Here is a 15,736-nt window from a genome sequence, read left to right as displayed (position 1 = left end):
CGCGCCGCAATACAATTGCGGCGTGGTTTTCCTATTTTTCCGATCATGACCTACTGCGTAGCAGCCCGCCTCGATTCCGGCCTGGTGTTCCTGTCCGACTCCCGCACCAACGCCGGGGTCGACCAGATCAGCGTATTCCGCAAGATGACCGTCTTCGAGCGTCCGGGCGAGCGCATGATGGTGCTGATGACGTCCGGCAACCTGGCCGTCAGCCAGGCCGTGCTGAACGCGCTGGCGCGCCAGCACGACGAAGGCGGCGAAACCGTCTGGAACGCGCCCGACATGTTCGAGGCCACCCGCCGAGTCGGCGCCGCGGTGCGCGCGGTCTACCAGCGCGAGGCCGCGGCCCTGCACGAGCAGGGCGTGGACTTCAACGTCAGCCTGATCTTCGGCGGCCAGATCGGCGCCGAGCGCTGCCGCCTGTTCCAGGTGTATTCGGCCGGCAACTTCATCGAGGCCGGCTCCGAATGCCCGTACTTCCAGATCGGCGAGGCCAAGTACGGCAAGCCCATCCTGGATCGCGTGCTGCGCCCGGACACCACGCTGGACGAGGCCGCCAAGTGCGCGCTGATCTCGATGGACTCGACGCTGCGCTCGAACATCTCGGTCGGCCTGCCGCTGGACCTGCTGGTGTACGACACCAACGCGCTGCGCGTCACGCACTTCGCCAGCATCGACGAGCACAACGAGTATTTCCGCATGATCCGCGGCACCTGGGGCGAACGCCTGCGCCAGGTCTTCGCCGAGATCCCCGACCCGCTCTGGGCCAGCCCCGAGGACCCCGCCTCGCTGGTCCCCGCCAGCCGCGTCCACCAGCCCCTGCGCGCCGAACCCGTGGACGTGCCGCAGGCGGTCTATCCCGCGCCGCAGGTGCTGGCGGAGGATCCGGGGAAGGATCAGCCGAACTAGGGAATAGGGGCGCAGGACCCGTCCCACCGTACAAACCCGGCTTTCCCCTTCCCTAAGCCCGGCTTGTAAAACCGCAAATTCTCATCTTCCGGCTGGCGCGCCACACTGGCGCCAGCCCGCCATGCCTTGCCTTGCGGGTTGCGATAACACCGATAAGGACGAGACATGACCCCTATTTTCCCGCGCGCCTGGCGGCGCCTGGCCGGGCCGTTGCTGGCCCTGGGCTGCCTGGCCGGCGGCACCGCCGCGGCCCAGAGCGGCTATCCCAACCACCCCATTTCGCTGGTCGTGCCGTTCGCGGCGGGCGGTCCCACCGACGTGGTGGCGCGCAGCCTGGGCGCCGCCATGTCGAAGACGCTGGGCCAGAGCATCGTGGTCGAGAACCGTCCCGGCGCGGGCGGCACGCTGGCGGCCACCCACGTGGCGCGCGCCGCGCCCGACGGCTATACCTTTCTGATCCACCACAATGGCATGGCGACGGCGCCGGCGCTGTACCGCAAGCTGCCGTTCAATCCGTTGACCGATTTCACCTATGTCGGCCAGGTGGCGGACGTGCCCATGACGCTGTTGGGCCGCAAGGACCTGCCGCCGGGCGACATGGTCGAATTCATCAAGTACGCGCGCGCCAACGGCAACAAGATCAACCTGGCCAACGCCGGGCTGGGCGCGGTGTCGCAGCTGTGCGGCATGCTGCTGCAGGAGGCGCTGGGCACGCAATTCACGACCATTCCGTATGCCGGCACCGCGCCCGCGCTGACTGCGCTGCTGGGCGGCCAGGTGGATGTGCTGTGCGACCAGACCACCCAGACCATTCCGCATATCAAGGCGCAGCGCGTGAAGCTCTATGGCGTCACCACGCTGGACCGCATCAAGACCTTACCGGATGCGCCGACCCTGCAGGAGAACGGCCTGAAAGGCTTCGAGGTCAAGGTCTGGCACGGCGTATACGGCCCCAAGGGCACGCCGCCCGAGGTGATCGCCAAGTTCAACGAGGCCTTGCGCGCGGCGCTGAAAGACCCGGCATTCACGCAGAAAATGGCCGAACTGGGCGCCGAGATCGTGCCTGAATCCAAGCAGACGCCCGCGGGGCTGCAGAGCTGGCTGCAGTCCGAAGTGGACAAGTGGGGCCCGGTCATCCGCAAGGCCGGGGTGTACGCGGACTGACCCGCCGGGCTCGCGCCATCGACGGGCGATGGCGCGATCTCGCCGACGGGCCGGGGCGGCAGGACGCGCCTGATGGCAGCCCCGTAAGACAACCGTGGACGACATCAAAAAAAAGGCCGGCATGCATGCCGGCCTTGCCGTTGCCGCGCGGTGCGCGGCGTGAGCATCACACGCCCAGTTCCTTCCACACCGCCAACGGCGCTTCCGCGTGGTTGAGCGTGTAGAAATGCAGGCCCGGCGCGCCGTTGTCCAGCAGGTTCTGGCACAGCTCGGTGATCACGTCCACGCCGAAAGCGCGGATCGAGGCCTTGTCGTCGCCCAGTTCCGCCAGGCGCAGGCGGATCCAGCGCGGCACTTCGGCGCCGCACATTTCCGAGAAGCGCAGCAGCTGGGAGTGGTTCGTGATCGGCATGATGCCCGGCACGATCGGCACCCGCACGCCCTTGGCCTGGGCCCGGTCGACGAAGTCGAAGTAGGCATCGGCGTTGAAGAAGTACTGGGTGATGGCGGCATCGGCGCCGGCTTTGACCTTGGCCACGAAGTGATCCATGTCGGCCGATACGCTGGCCGCCTGGGGATGCATTTCGGGATAGGCCGCCACTTCGATGTGGAACCAGTCGCCCGTTTCCTCGCGGATGAAGGAGACCAGTTCGTTGGCGTAGCGCAGCTCGCCGGCGTCGCCGCCCATGCCCGAGGGCAGGTCGCCGCGCAGGGCGACCACGCGCCGCACGCCTTCGTTCTTGTACGTCTGCAGGATCTCGCGCAGGTCCTGGCGCGAGGCGCCGACGCACGACAGGTGCGGCGCGGCATCGCAGCCCAGGTTGCGCAGCGTGCGCACGGCATCGGCCGTGCCGGCGCGGGTGGAGCCGCCCGCGCCGAAGGTCACGCTGACGTACTTGGGCTGGATCGCCAGCATCTGCTTGGCCGCGCGGACCAGCCGTTCCTGGCCGGCGAGATCGCGCGGCGGGAAGAATTCCAGGCTGAATGCTGGGGAAGTCGAGTCGGACATATCGGATCAGTTATCCATAGCGCTACGCGCATCGCATGAAACAGGCGCGCCCCCTCGGGGTGCCGCGGAGCCGGCTTTGCCGGTCCGCTGGCACGCCCCCTTGAGGGGGAGCGCGTAGCGCTCGGGGGTGGGAATTCAGGGGATCAGTTTGGTCAGCAGGCCCGAAATGATGCTGTACAGGATCGCACCGCCCACGGCCCACCAGAACCCGTTGACCTGGAAGCCCTTCAGCACGGAGCCGACGAACCAGAACAACAAGGCGTTGATGACGATGAGGAAGAGACCCAGCGTGACGATCGTGATGGGCAACGTCAGCAACACCAGCACCGGCTTGACCAGCATGTTGACCAGACCCAGCACCAGCGCGGCGATGAGCGCCGACCCGAAGCTGGCCACGGTGATGCCGGGCAGCAGGTAGGCCACCACCAGCAGGGCCACCGCGTTCAGGATCCAGACGAGTATCAATGCCATGTTCGACCTCCAGTATTGACGCTCCGCGGCCCCGTCATCGCCAGGCGAAACGGGGAACCCCCGCGGACCGGAAAGCCCGCGCCGACATGGCGCGGTACTTCCCTATTTTGCTACAAGCATCAGTAGCGGTAGTGATTCGGCTTGTAAGGACCTTCGACCGGCACGCTGATGTAGTCGGCCTGATCCTTGCGCAGCGTGGTCAGGTTCACGCCCAGCTTCTTCAGGTGCAGGCGCGCGACCTTCTCGTCCAGGTGCTTGGGCAGCACGTAGACTTCGCCCGACTTGTAGGCTTCGTTGCGCGTGAACAGTTCGATCTGGGCGATGGTCTGGTTGGCGAACGACGACGACATCACGAACGACGGGTGGCCGGTGGCGCAACCCAGGTTCACCAGGCGGCCCTGGGCCAGCAGGATGATGCGCTTGCCGTCCGGGAAGATGACGTGGTCGACTTGCGGCTTGATCTCTTCCCACTTGCAGTCGGCCAGGCCGGCGACGTCGATTTCGTTGTCGAAGTGGCCGATGTTGCAGACGATCGCCTGGTCCTTCATGGCGTTCATGTGGTCACGCGTGATGACGTGGAAGTTGCCGGTGGCGGTGACGAAGATGTCGCCGTGGGCGGCGGCTTCTTCCATGGTCACGACCTTGAAGCCTTCCATGGCGGCCTGCAGGGCGCAGATCGGGTCGATTTCGGTGACCCACACCTGGGCGCGCAGGGCGACCAGCGCCTGGGCGCAACCCTTGCCCACGTCGCCGTAGCCGGCGACCACGGCGATCTTGCCGGCGACCATCACGTCAGTGGCGCGCTTGATGCCGTCGACCAGCGATTCGCGGCAGCCGTACAGGTTGTCGAACTTGGACTTGGTGACCGAGTCGTTGACGTTGATGGCGGCGAAGGCCAGCTCGCCCTTCTGCGACATCTGGTACAGACGGTGCACGCCGGTGGTGGTTTCCTCGGTCACGCCTTTGATCAGGGCGAGGCGGGTCGAGTACCACTTCGGATCACGCTCCAGCGTTTTCTTGATGGCGGCGTACAGCACGCGCTCTTCTTCGCTGCCGGGGTTGGCAAGCACCGAGATGTCCTTCTCGGCCTTGGTGCCCAGGTGCAGCATCAACGTGGCGTCGCCGCCATCGTCGAGGATCATGTTGGCGTTCTGGCCATTGGGCCATTCGAAGATCTTGTGGGTGTACTGCCAGTACTCTTCCAGCGTTTCGCCCTTGACGGCGAAGACCGGCGTGCCCGACGCGGCGATGGCGGCGGCGGCGTGGTCCTGGGTGGAGAAGATGTTGCACGAGGCCCAGCGCACTTCGGCGCCCAGGGCCACCAGCGTCTCGATCAGGACGCCGGTCTGGATGGTCATGTGCAGGCTGCCGGCGATGCGGGCGCCCTTGAGCGGCTGCTTGGCGGCGAACTCTTCGCGGATGGCCATCAGGCCGGGCATTTCGGTTTCGGCGATGGCCAGCTCGCGGCGGCCCCAGCCGGCCAGCGACATGTCGGCGACGAGGTAGTCGGAGAAGGATTTATCGGTTACAGCGTTCATGGTGTTGTAGGCTCCACGTGAAAAACGAACGGCGCACGATACGGCCGGACAACGCGAAACCACCACGACAATCGAGTGCTCGCCTTTTCCGCCATACGCGACAAAGGTGAGCGCCGTTGCTGTAACGCCGCGCATGGCGCGACGTTTGAACAAGGATTCCTGAGCCTGGCGAACCGGGTTCCGCGGGTCATGGGCCAGGGCATGGTCCATGACGGGAACCGCAGGGTCGTCGCAGCGCTCCTCAGGATTGCCGAGCATTGTACCGGTTTGGCCTGCCTGGGGGAATGCCCGGCGGGCGGGAGCGACGGCAGGCCGCCCCGTCCCTGAACGCGGCTCAGCCCGCCTGGATCAGCGGTTTGGCCAGTTCCGCGCCCGGCGTCAGCGGCACCAGCGACGCCAGCAGGTCCGAGGCCACCGAATCCCAGCTGCGCGTCAGCGCATGCTCGCGCACCGCGTGCCGGTCCAGCGTCAGCGCGGCGCGACAGGCATGCGCCAGGTCCTCGTCGAGGAAACCGGTGACACCTTGCGCCACCACCGCCAGCGGCGCCTCGCTGCGGAACGCGGCCACCGGCGTGCCGCAGGCCATGGCCTCCAGCATTACCAGACCAAAAGTATCCGTCAGGCTGGGAAAGACGAACACATCGGCCGCGCTGTAAAAGGCCGGCAAGGCGTCATCGTTCTGCATGCCGAGGAACACGGCCTCGGGAAAGCGCTTCTTCAGCCGCGCCTCGTCGGGACCGGCGCCGACCACCACCTTGCTGCCGGGCAGGTCCAGCGACAGGAACGCGTCCAGATTCTTCTCGCGCGCCACGCGGCCGACCGACAGGAAGACCGGCCGCGGCAGGTCCTGGAACGCCTGGCCGGGGGTCGGCTGGAACTTGCGCGGATCGACCCCGCGCGACCAGACGCGCAGGTTGGCGAACTCGCGCCGCACCAGGATGTCGCGCACCGTCGGCGTCGGCACCAGCACGCATTGCGACGGCCGGTGGAACCAGCGCAGGAAGCGCCACGGCAGCGCGGCGGGAATGCCCATGCGCGCCTGCAGGTAGTCGGGGAACATGGTGTGGAACGAAGTGGTGAAGCGCCAGCCGCGCGACAGCGCCATGCGCCGCGCCGCCAGGCCCAGCGGGCCTTCGGTGGCGATGTGCAGGGCGTCGGGGACGATGTCGCCGAGGATGCGGCGCAGTTGCCGCCCGGGCTGCAGGCACAGGCGCAGGTCCGGCTCGGACGGGGCCGGCACGGTGCGGCTGCCCTGGGGATTCACCACGATCAGTTCGTGGCCCCATTCGGTGAGGATCTGCTGCATGGTCGTCCAGGTGCGGACGACGCCGTTGACTTGCGGATGCCAGGCATCCGTAACCAGGACGATGCGCATGATGGGGCCGGAAGTGGGCAATAGCGCGATTTAGCCCGCGGCATGTGACATGCTCAAGACCGCGCCCCCCGCGGCCGCCCGCCGCCGCTAGTTGTTGCGGCGCGGATACCCCTGGGCCTTGATGCGGACCCAGACCTCGCGCTTTTCCTCTTCGGTCATGAAGACCCAGTTGGCCACTTCCATGGCGGTGCGGCCGCAGCCCCTGCAGATGTCGTCGAACAGCGTGGAACAAACGGCAACGCAGGGGGAATCCGAGGTCCGGAACGCGCGTTGCGCGTCCTCGGGCTCAGGCAATTCGGTCAGATCGGCAAAGGAAGCATTCATGGCCGAAGGTTACCACCAGGGTTGCGTCCCTTTTTGGATGTCCCTACCCCCTGCCGTGGCTTGATTGACAGCCGGCTAGCCGCGGTCCCAGCCAAAAAAATCGGACACCTCGCGCAACAAGGCGTCTGGCGTCTCCTCGGCCAGGTAGTGGGCGCCAGGCAGCGATCCGCCGGAGACGTCGTCCGCCACCGCGCGCCACAGGCCCAGCACGTCGAAATTGCGCCCCACCGCGCCGCGTTCGCCCCACAGGACGCGCAACGGCAGGCGCAGGCGCTCGCCCGCCGCGCGTCCCTGGCGGTCGTGCTCCAGGTCGAGCGTGGCCGAGGCGCGGTAGTCCTCGCAGATGCCGGTGGCCCAGCCAGGCAGGCGCGCGGTGCGCTCGTACTCGGCCATCGCTTCGTCGGAAAAATGCGCCAGGCCGCCGGGGCGGCCGCCCATGACCGACCGCAGGTAGAACACCGGGTCGCGCTCGATCATGGTCTCGGGCATGGGCGCCGGCTGGATCAGCCAGAACCAGTGGTAATAGGCCTGGGCGAAGGCGCGGGTGGTGTTCTCGTACATGTCCAGCGTCGGCGCGATATCCAGCAGCATCATGCGTCCGACGGCGTCGGCATGGTCCAGCGCCAGGCGGTGCGCGACGCGGGCGCCGCGGTCGTGGGCCAGCACGTCGAAGCGTTCATGCCCCAGGGCGCGCATCAGCGCCACCATGTCGGCGGCCATGGCGCGCTTGGAATGGGCCGCGTGGTCGGGCGACGCGGCGGGCTTGTCGCTGTCGCCGTAGCCGCGCAGGTCGGCCGCGACACAGGTGTGGCGGCGCGTCAGTTCGGGCCACACCCGGTGCCAGATGGCGTGGGTCTGCGGATGGCCATGCAGCAGCAGCAGCGGTGGTCCCTGGCCGTCGATGCGGGCGGCGATGTGGATGCCATTGACCTCGTGGCGGCGCACGGGAAGATCGAAGAAAGCGGTCATTGCGGTCTGTGCCTCTCAGTCTGTGGCGTTCATTGGCCGAGCCGGTCGCGCACGCGGCGCGCCACGTCTTTCATCCAGGGATGCCGGGCCCAGTGGCCAGCCTCGAAGTGTTCCACATCCGGCAACTGCTGTAACGAGGCGCCCACCATGTCCTGCCCCTGCGAGAACATGCGGCGGTGCCGCGCCGGCAGGTCGAAATGCCCGATCCAGCCGTCCGCGGCCCGCACCGTGCCCGCCAGCGCGTCGATCTCGACGCGGTTGCCGGCGGGATCGGACACCCGCGCCAGCAACGCATCGACCTCGGCCGGCGGCAGGCTCACCAGCAGCAGGCCGTTGTTGAGGGCGTTGAAATAGAAAATCTCGCCGAAGCTGGCCGCCACGACCGCGCGGATACCGTACTGCATCAGGCCCCAGACCGCGTGTTCGCGGCTGGAGCCGCAGCCGAAATTGGGCCCCGCCACCAGCACGGAGGCGCCGGCGTAGGCGGGCTGGTTCAGCACGCAGTCCGGCCGCGGCGCGCCGTCGGCGTCGAAGCGCAGGTCATAGAGCAGGCCGCGGTCCAGCCCGGCCTTGTCGATGATGCGCAGGAACTGCTTGGGCATGATCTGGTCGGTGTCCAGATTGGAGTACGGCAGGGGCGCGGCGACGCCGCTGATGATCTGGTTCATTGCAGGTTCTCCAGGTCGCGCACGTCGACGATGCGGCCGGCCAGCGCGGCGGCGGCGGCCATGGCCGGACTCATCAGATGGGTGCGTCCGGCGCGGCCCTGGCGGCCCTCGAAGTTGCGGTTGGTGGTGGATGCGCAGCGCTCGCCCGGCCGCAGCACATCGTCGTTCATGGCCAGGCACATCGAACAGCCCGGCTGGCGCCATTCGAAGCCGGCGTCGACCAGCGTGGCGGCGATGCCCTCGGCCTCGGCCTGGGCGCGCACCGCGCCCGAGCCCGGCACCACCATGGCGCGCACGCCATCCGCCACCCTGCGGCCGCGCACGATATCGGCCACCACGCGCAGGTCCTCGATGCGGCCGTTTGTGCACGAGCCGATGAAGACCCGCTCGATCGGCACGCCGGCGATCGGCGCGCCGGGTCGCAGGCCGATGTAGTCCACGGCCTTTTCCAGCGCCAGGCGCGCCAGCGCGTCCGGCTCGGCCTGGGGATCGGGGACCGTGCCGGTGATCGGCATGGCCTGGTCGGGGCTGGTGCCCCAGGTCACGAAGGGCGCGATCCGCGCCGCGTCGAAGACATGCTCGGCGTCGAACACGGCGTCGGCATCCGTGCGCAGCGTGGCCCAGTAGGCCCGCGCCTGCGCCAGCTCGGCGGCATCCAGGTGCCGCGCGCGGGCCGCGACATAGGCGTCGGTGGTGGCGTCCGGCGCGATCAGCGCGGCGCGCGCGCCGGCCTCCACGGTCATGTTGCACAGGGTCATGCGCGCCTCCGCCGAGAGGCCGTCGATGGCGCTGCCGCAGAACTCCACGGCGTGGCCGCGCGCGCCCTGCGCGCCGATGCGGTGCACCACGTAGATCACCAGATCCTTGGCCGAGACGCCCACGCCCAGGCGGCCATCGACGCGGATGCGCATGTTGCGCGCGACCCGGTAGACCAGCGTCTGCGTCGCCAGGATGTGCTCGACTTCCGAGGTGCCGATGCCGAAGCCCAGCGCCCCCAGCGCGCCGTAGGTGGTGGTGTGGCTGTCGCCGCACAGCACCACCATGCCCGGCAGGATCATGCCGTGCTCGGGCGCGATCACGTGCTCGATGCCCTGCAGCGGGTCGGTGGTGTCGAACAGCGCGATGCGCTGTTCGTCGCAATTGCGCTTGAGGTTGCGGGCCTGGCGCGACGAGGCGTCGTCCGGAATCACGCGCAACGCGGCCGGCACAGGGTGGGTGGGGATGATGTGGTCCACCACCGCCATCTGCTGCCCGGGCCGCAGGACGTCGCGGCCGCGGGCGGCCAGGCCGCTGAAGGCCTGCGGACTGGTGTACTCGTTCATGATGTGCAGATCGACGTACAGCAGGATGTGCTCGTCGTCGATGCGGGCCACCTCATGGCTGGCCACCAGTTTGTCGTATAGCGTCATGCCGGGCATGTCGGTGCTTCCTTGCAAAAAGACGCGCCCGCGCGGGGACGCGATGAAACCTGCGGCGCCGCTCAGTTGGCCTCGATGCCGGCGTCCTTGACGATGCCGGCCCAGCGCGTCATCTCGCCCTTGACCATGGCATCGGTCTCGGCGGGCGTGGAAACCAGCGGATCGAAGCCCTCGCGGCGCATGCGTTCGGACAGCTCGGGCGATTGCAGCGCCTGCGCCAGCCTGGCGTTGAGCGTGTCCACCACCGCCTGCGGCGTGCCGGCGGGCGCGCTGATCACGAACCAGGTGGTGAAGGCGTAGCCGGGCAGGCCGGACTCGGCGATGGTGGGCACGTCCGGCAGCAGCGGCGACCGCGCGGTGCCGGTCACGCCCAACGCCTTGAGCTTCTTGCCATCGACCTGCGGCTTGGCCGCCGACAACACCGGAAAGCTCATCTGCACCTGGCCGCTGATGGTGTCCACCATGGCCGGGCCGCCGCCCTTGTAGGGCACGTGCAGCATCTGCGTGCCGGACACCGACTTGAACAGCTCGGCGGCCATGTGGAAGGTGCTGCCGGTGCCGGCCGAGCCGAAGCTCAGCTCATTGGCGGGGCGCGCGCGGATGTAGTCGAGCAGTTCCTTGACGTTGTTCACCGGCAGCGACGGCGCCACGGTCAGCACGTGCTGCGACGTGCCGACGGTGCCGACCGAGCGCAGGTCGCGCACGGTGTCGAACGGCATGGTGCGGAACAAAGCCGGATTGATCGCCAGCGACATGGTGTTGATGGCCAGCGTGTAGCCGTTCGGCTCGGCGCGGGCCACCGCGGCCATGCCGATGTTGCCGGAGGCGCCGGCGCGGTTCTCGACGATCACGCTCTGGCCCAGGGCCTTGCCCCAGGCGTCGGAGATCAGGCGGGCGGCGATGTCGACGCTGCCGCCGGGCGCGAACGGCACCATCAGGGTGACGGGCCGCTGGGGAAAGGCGTCGGCCGCGGCGGCCGGCGCCATCCAACAGGAAGCGGCGGCAAGCACGCCCAGGCTGCGCAACAGGTGGGGAATCTTCATGGGTCGGGTCTCCTCGTGGACGGCCGCGTCGGGCGGCTCTAGATGTCGGTCAACCCAGTGTATAAGCCCACTTCATTCTTATAATTAGCTAAATACCTAAATCTTTATTAAATCTGATTTATAAATAACGCCATGGATGCGCTCTCCGACCTGGCCTTCTTCTCGCTGCTGGTCAAGCACGGCAACCTGTCCGCGGCCGCGCGCGAGCTGGGGCTGACGCCGCCGGCGGTCAGCACGCGGCTGGCCAAGCTGGAACAGCGCCTGGGCGTGCGCCTGCTCAATCGCAGCACGCGCCGCGTCAGCGTCACGCAGGAAGGCGAGCTGTATCTGGCGGAAGGCGGCCGCATCCTGGCGGACCTGCAGGCGCTGGAGCGCTCGGTCTCCAGCAGCCGGGCGCAGCCGCAGGGGCTGCTGCGCCTGAACGCCACCTTCGGTTTCGGCCGCGCCTACGTGGCCCCGGCCGTCTCGGATTTCGCCCGTCAGTATCCGGAAGTCGAGGTGCAGTTGCGCCTGACCGACCGGCCCCTGAACCTGATCGAGGAAGGTTTCGACGTGGCGGTGCGTTTCGGCGACCTGCCCGACGCGCGCCTGACGGCCCGCAAGATCGCCTCCAACCGGCGCCTGCTGTGTGCCTCGCCGCGCTACCTGGAGAGCTTCGGCGAGCCGCGCGCGCCGGGCGAGCTGCAGCGCCACCGCTGCATCGTGGTGCGCGAGAACGATGTCGCCTATGGCACCTGGCGGCTCGAATCCGGCCAGCGCGCCGAGACCGTGAAGGTGCGCGGCCCGGTCAGTTCCAACGACGGCCAGAGCGCGCTGGAATGGGCCCTGGACGGCCACGGCATCGTCATGCGGTCGGAATGGGAGACCGCCGACCACCTGCGGGCCGGCCGCCTGCGGCAGATCCTGACGGAATGGTCGACGCCGCCGGCCGACATCCACGTGCTGTACCCGGAGCGCCTGAACCTGCCGGCCAAGACGCTGGCCTTCGTCGATTTCCTGGCGCAGCGCTTCGCCCGCCACCTGCGCGCGCCAGGCTCGCAGGCCGCGGTGTGGTGACGCGCACTGCACGCGCTCAGATCTCGTCGATGGCGGTGCTGGCCGGCATGTCGCCGATGGCGTAGCGATCGCGCGTGGTGACGTAGAAGCTGGCGCCAAAGCGGCCCACCGGAAAATACTCCTGCAGCCGCACGCGCCAGGTGTCCGTGTCGATCAGGCCGTCGCGCGCATGCAGCCAGCGCACCTGGCCGATGAAGATCTGGCGGCTGGCGGTTTCCAGGGTCTCGAACAAGGTGCATTCGAACGCCACCGGCGCCTGCGCGATGCGCGGCGGCGCCACCCGCTGGCTGGGCGCGGCGTCCAGGCCGGCATGCGCCAGCTCGCTGACATCCGCCGGCAGGCGGTCGCCGCAGCGGTGCATTTTCTCGGCCATGGCCTCGTCGGTCAGGTGCACCACGAACTCGCGGTCGCGGGCGATGTTGCGCGCGGTGTCCTTCAGGTTGCCATCCTCGAGCCGGTTGATGCTGACCATGACGATGGGCGGATCCTCGCCCAGCATGTTGAACATGCTGAAGGGCGCGGCGTTGACCACGCCGGTCTCGGACAGGGTGGTGATCAGCGCGATCGGCCGCGGCACGATCAGGCTGGCCATCAGCTTGTAGCGCTGGTATTCGGTGATTGAATCGAAGTCGATGTCCATGTCAGGCCATTCCCAGCATCTGGGCCAGGGTTTGTGCGGGCTGCGGGCGCTCCAGGCTGATGCGCCGCTCCAGGTCCGCGAGATGGTTGTCGTTGATCTTGACCGCCTCGGCCACCTGCCCCCGTTCCATCAGATCGACGATCTGCACGTGTTCGCCATGCTCGCAGGCCGCGTTGCCGGGCGGTTCATACAAAGCCACGATCAGCGAGCAGCGCGACACCAGTTCGGCCAGATAGCCGTGCAGGATCCCGTTGCCGGACAACTCGCCCAGGCGCACATGAAAGGCGCTGGCCTGCCGCGCCCAGGCGGGCTGGCCGGCGCGGTGCAGCAAGGCATGCTCATCGCGCAACTGCTTGCGCAGCGAGGCGTAGTCGGCCTTGGTGGCGCGCGCGGCCGCCAGCGGCACGAGGGCCGCTTCCAGCGCGCGCCGCGCCTCGAAGATCTGGCGCGTGTCCTCGGCCGTGGGCTCGGCCACCACCGCGCCGCGATTGTGGTGCAGGTCGACCACGTGCTCGTGCGCCAGGCGCTGCAGCGCCTTGCGCGCGACGGAGCGCGACACGCCGAAGATGTCACACAGCGCCGCCTCGGGCAGCTTGGTGCCGGGCGTCAGCCGCTGGCTCATGACGCTTTCATAGACCGCCTCGCAGATGCGGCGCTCCATGTCGGCATCGGGGGCCGCGTCCTCCAGGTGTTCGGACACGGCGGCGGCGCGGCGCGCAGGCGTCGCCTTGGGACGGGATTTGGCGGGATCGCGGGTAGGCATGGCGGACTCGGTGGCAACGAAGGCAAGGGGTCGATCAACGGGAAGGCAGTCCGGGCGCCGGCGACAGGCCATCGACGTGCCGGCAGATCTGGCCGGGCGTGGCAAACCAGATCTCGCCCCGGTCGCGCGCGGCCGCCAGCGGGGCCAGCGCCCGGCGCAGGTGCCGCAGGCGATAGGGCTGCCCGACGATGTAAGGATGCAGCGCGATGCCCATCACCAGAGGCTGGCGCTGCGCCTGGAGCCGCATTTCCTCGAACTGGTCGAGAATCATATCGGCAAAGTCGCGTGCGTCCATCTTGCGGCCCATGATCATGGGAATGTCGTTCAGCTCCTGCGGGTAGGGAATCGCCCACAGGTCGCCGGCGCGCGTGCGCATGCGCGTGGGCTGGTCGTCGTGGCACCAGTTCAAGGTGTAGCGATAGCCGGCCTCGGCCAGCAGGTCGGGCGTGGCGCGGCTCTCCGAAATCCAGGGCGACAGCCAGCCGGCCGGGGCACTGCCGGCGTGGCGGCCGATGCGGTCGCGGCAATGTTCCAGCAGCGCCCTTTCCTCGGCTTCGCCCAGCCCTCCCTGGCGATGCGCGTTGCTGTAGCCGTGGCCGATCAGCTCATCGCCACGCGCCAGGCAGGCGTCCACCAGCTCGGGGCAATGGTCATACAGCGCGGTGTTGATCAGCGCCCCCGCGGGCAGCCCCAACGCGTCGAACAGTTCCAGGCAGCGCCACGCGCCTACCCGGTTGCCGTACTCGCGCCAGGCGTAATTGAGCACGTCCGGGTGCGGCGAGGCCGGGCCCAGCTCGGCGCCCAGCCCCTCGCCAAAAGCGAAATGCTCGATGTTGAACCCCAGGTAGACGGCCAGCCGCGCGCCGTTCGGCCAGGCGTAGTCCGCGCGCTCCGTGATGGGCTGGTAGGCGAAGCGGTCGTGGCCGGCCAGCGGCGCGGGCGTCCAGGGCGCGGCAAGCCCCGCATTAGTGCCTTGAAGCAGGGATGGATTCATTTTGGTGCAAATCCTGATGCATGATTGTGAACAAAACCCTGGATTTTTGAAAACAAAAACAGGATCCAACGTCGACAAACCACCGGCTTCCCCCTGGCGCATACCCCCGTGGGTCGGGTGGCATGGATCTTGCATCGGGAACGGCAGCAGCACCTCTCCCATGCAAGATCCATTCCACTTTTCCAGGAGTGCCCCGATGCGTCCCACCCGCCGTTCCTTCATGCTCCGCGCCACCGCCGCCCTGTTCGCGGCGGGCCTGGCCGCGCAACCCGCGCTGGCCGCCGATCCGATCAAGATCGGCCTGATCACCGCCCTGTCGGGGGAATCGGCGCGCGCCGGCGAGGCCTTGACGCGCGGCATGACCATCGCCATCGACGAGATCAACGCCAGGGGCGGCCTGCTGGACGGACGCCAGGTCGTGCTGGTGCGGCGCGACGACGAAGGCAACCCTGCCAAGGGCATGGCCGCGGCGCGTGAGCTGATCTACAAGGAAAAGGTCGCCGTGCTGTTCGGCGGCCTGGACACGCCGGTGTCGATGGCCATCGTGCCCATCGTCAACCAGGAAAAAGTGCCCTTCATGGGGCCCTGGGCCGCCGGCACCGCGATCACGCACAACAAGGGCAACCCCAACTTCGTGTTCCGCGTCTCGGCCATGGACGAGATCGTCGACAGCGCCATGGTGCAGTACGCCCGCAAGACCTTCCAGAGCGCCAAGCCGGGCATGATCCTGGTGAACAATCCCTGGGGCGAATCGAACGAAAAGGGATTGGATGCCGCGCTGGCCGCCGCCAAGATCACGCCGGCGGGCGTCGAGAAATTCCAGCCTGCCGACCTCGACATCACGCCGCAGCTGAGCCGCCTGAAGGCGGCGGGCGCCGATACGCTGTTCCTGGTGGGCAACGTCGGGCCGTCGGCGCAGGTGGTGAAGTCGCTGGACCGCATGGGCTGGAAGGTGCCGGTGGTGTCGCACTGGGGCCCGGCCGGCGGCCGCTTCACCGAACTGGCCGGCCCCAACGCCAAGAACGTGCACTTCGTGCAGACCTACAGTTTCTTCGGCAAGCAGGGGCCGGTGGGCGAGAAAGTGATGCAGGCGCTCAAGGCCAAATATTCGGACATCAAGGGCCCGCAGGACATCACCCCGGCCGTGGGCGTCGCCAATGCCTATGACGGCATGCAACTGGCGGCGCTGGCGATCACGCAGGCCGGCTCCACCGACGGCGATGCCGTGCGCCAGGGCTTCTACAAGATCGGCAAGTACGACGGCCTGATCAAGACCTACGAGCAGCCTTTCACGCCGGCCTCGCACGACGCCTTGCGCGAAGACGACTACGTGTGGACGCACTTCGTCGACAACCGCATCCTGCCCGTCAAGGGCGCGCAATAAGCGCCGGGGAG

General features: G+C 68.1%; 16 protein-coding genes and 1 riboswitch. Of the genes, 4 read left to right on the top strand and 12 right to left on the bottom strand.

Annotated elements, in window-relative coordinates; all coding sequences use genetic code 11:
• Nucleotides 1-45: 45 nt before the first annotated feature.
• Together AOZ53_RS10820 and AOZ53_RS10815 are read left to right on the top strand one after the other, a co-directional pair.
• Nucleotides 46-909 carry a proteasome-type protease gene (locus tag AOZ53_RS10820; protein ID WP_054430749.1) on the top strand — a complete coding sequence of 288 codons (864 nt, stop codon included), beginning with the start codon at nt 46-48 and terminating at the stop codon, nt 907-909.
• Between the two features lie 165 nt (nt 910-1,074).
• A complete protein-coding gene (locus AOZ53_RS10815; RefSeq protein ID WP_054487797.1) occupies nt 1,075-2,073 on the top strand; it encodes a tripartite tricarboxylate transporter substrate-binding protein in 999 nt (332 codons plus the stop codon).
• Between the two features lie 166 nt (nt 2,074-2,239).
• Here the strand turns inward: AOZ53_RS10815 and metF are convergent, their stop codons facing one another.
• The 9 genes from metF to AOZ53_RS10770 all read right to left on the bottom strand — a co-directional run bounded on the left by metF (nt 2,240) and on the right by AOZ53_RS10770 (nt 10,888).
• Nucleotides 2,240-3,082, bottom strand: a complete 843-nt coding sequence (gene metF / locus AOZ53_RS10810; protein ID WP_054487795.1) for a methylenetetrahydrofolate reductase [NAD(P)H] — start codon at nt 3,080-3,082, stop codon at nt 2,240-2,242.
• A 135-nt stretch (nt 3,083-3,217) separates the two neighbouring features.
• Nucleotides 3,218-3,553 carry a phage holin family protein gene (locus tag AOZ53_RS10805; RefSeq protein ID WP_006391891.1) on the bottom strand — a complete coding sequence of 112 codons (336 nt, stop codon included), beginning with the start codon at nt 3,551-3,553 and terminating at the stop codon, nt 3,218-3,220.
• A 119-nt stretch (nt 3,554-3,672) separates the two neighbouring features.
• Nucleotides 3,673-5,091, bottom strand: a complete 1,419-nt coding sequence (ahcY, locus tag AOZ53_RS10800; protein ID WP_054430752.1) for an adenosylhomocysteinase — start codon at nt 5,089-5,091, stop codon at nt 3,673-3,675.
• Nucleotides 5,092-5,192: 101 nt separating this feature from the next.
• Nucleotides 5,193-5,340: riboswitch (S-adenosyl-L-homocysteine riboswitch) on the bottom strand.
• A gap of 85 nt (nt 5,341-5,425) precedes the next feature.
• On the bottom strand, nt 5,426-6,466 hold the full coding sequence (locus tag AOZ53_RS10795; protein WP_054431096.1) for a glycosyltransferase family 4 protein: 1,041 nt from the start codon (nt 6,464-6,466) through the stop codon (nt 5,426-5,428).
• Nucleotides 6,467-6,553: 87 nt separating this feature from the next.
• Nucleotides 6,554-6,790 carry a DUF1289 domain-containing protein gene (locus tag AOZ53_RS10790; protein ID WP_006391895.1) on the bottom strand — a complete coding sequence of 79 codons (237 nt, stop codon included), beginning with the start codon at nt 6,788-6,790 and terminating at the stop codon, nt 6,554-6,556.
• 75 nt (nt 6,791-6,865) lie between these two features.
• Nucleotides 6,866-7,759: an alpha/beta fold hydrolase gene (locus AOZ53_RS10785; protein WP_054430753.1), complete on the bottom strand. Its 894-nt coding sequence runs from the start codon at nt 7,757-7,759 to the stop codon at nt 6,866-6,868.
• 29 nt (nt 7,760-7,788) lie between these two features.
• Entirely contained in the window at nt 7,789-8,427 is a 639-nt protein-coding gene (gene leuD / locus AOZ53_RS10780) for a 3-isopropylmalate dehydratase small subunit (protein WP_054474496.1), read from the bottom strand.
• The gene (gene leuC, locus AOZ53_RS10775; RefSeq protein ID WP_054430755.1) at nt 8,424-9,845 is read right to left on the bottom strand and encodes a 3-isopropylmalate dehydratase large subunit; all 1,422 of its coding nucleotides are present in this window, start codon (nt 9,843-9,845) and stop codon (nt 8,424-8,426) included. Before leuC ends, leuD begins: the two co-directional genes overlap by 4 nt.
• A 62-nt stretch (nt 9,846-9,907) precedes the next feature.
• Complete coding sequence (locus AOZ53_RS10770) at nt 9,908-10,888, bottom strand: tripartite tricarboxylate transporter substrate binding protein (RefSeq protein WP_054487794.1); 981 nt, start codon at nt 10,886-10,888, stop codon at nt 9,908-9,910.
• A gap of 132 nt (nt 10,889-11,020) precedes the next feature.
• Between AOZ53_RS10770 and AOZ53_RS10765 the strand changes: the two genes are divergently transcribed.
• Nucleotides 11,021-11,944: a LysR family transcriptional regulator gene (locus AOZ53_RS10765; protein ID WP_054430757.1), complete on the top strand. Its 924-nt coding sequence runs from the start codon at nt 11,021-11,023 to the stop codon at nt 11,942-11,944.
• Between the two features lie 16 nt (nt 11,945-11,960).
• On the opposite strand, the gene AOZ53_RS10760 is transcribed toward AOZ53_RS10765, so the two are convergent.
• Genes AOZ53_RS10760 through AOZ53_RS10750 form a run of 3 tightly spaced genes read right to left on the bottom strand, consistent with a single transcriptional unit; the run spans nt 11,961 to nt 14,341 of the window.
• On the bottom strand, nt 11,961-12,584 hold the full coding sequence (locus tag AOZ53_RS10760; RefSeq protein WP_054430758.1) for a flavin reductase family protein: 624 nt from the start codon (nt 12,582-12,584) through the stop codon (nt 11,961-11,963).
• Nucleotide 12,585: 1 nt separating this feature from the next.
• Nucleotides 12,586-13,347: a GntR family transcriptional regulator gene (locus AOZ53_RS10755; protein ID WP_054487792.1), complete on the bottom strand. Its 762-nt coding sequence runs from the start codon at nt 13,345-13,347 to the stop codon at nt 12,586-12,588.
• 34 nt (nt 13,348-13,381) lie between these two features.
• Nucleotides 13,382-14,341 carry a polysaccharide deacetylase family protein gene (locus tag AOZ53_RS10750; protein ID WP_054487790.1) on the bottom strand — a complete coding sequence of 320 codons (960 nt, stop codon included), beginning with the start codon at nt 14,339-14,341 and terminating at the stop codon, nt 13,382-13,384.
• A gap of 196 nt (nt 14,342-14,537) precedes the next feature.
• Between AOZ53_RS10750 and AOZ53_RS10745 the strand changes: the two genes are divergently transcribed.
• Nucleotides 14,538-15,725, top strand: a complete 1,188-nt coding sequence (locus tag AOZ53_RS10745) for an ABC transporter substrate-binding protein (RefSeq protein ID WP_054487788.1) — start codon at nt 14,538-14,540, stop codon at nt 15,723-15,725.
• Nucleotides 15,726-15,736: the final 11 nt, after the last annotated feature.

This window comes from Achromobacter sp. 2789STDY5608621, from assembly GCF_001299375.1.
In the GTDB taxonomy this organism is placed as follows: domain Bacteria; phylum Pseudomonadota; class Gammaproteobacteria; order Burkholderiales; family Burkholderiaceae_B; genus Achromobacter; species Achromobacter insuavis.
The sequence above is the reverse complement of the archived record's forward strand: the minus strand, read 5'-3'. Positions and strand labels throughout refer to the sequence as shown.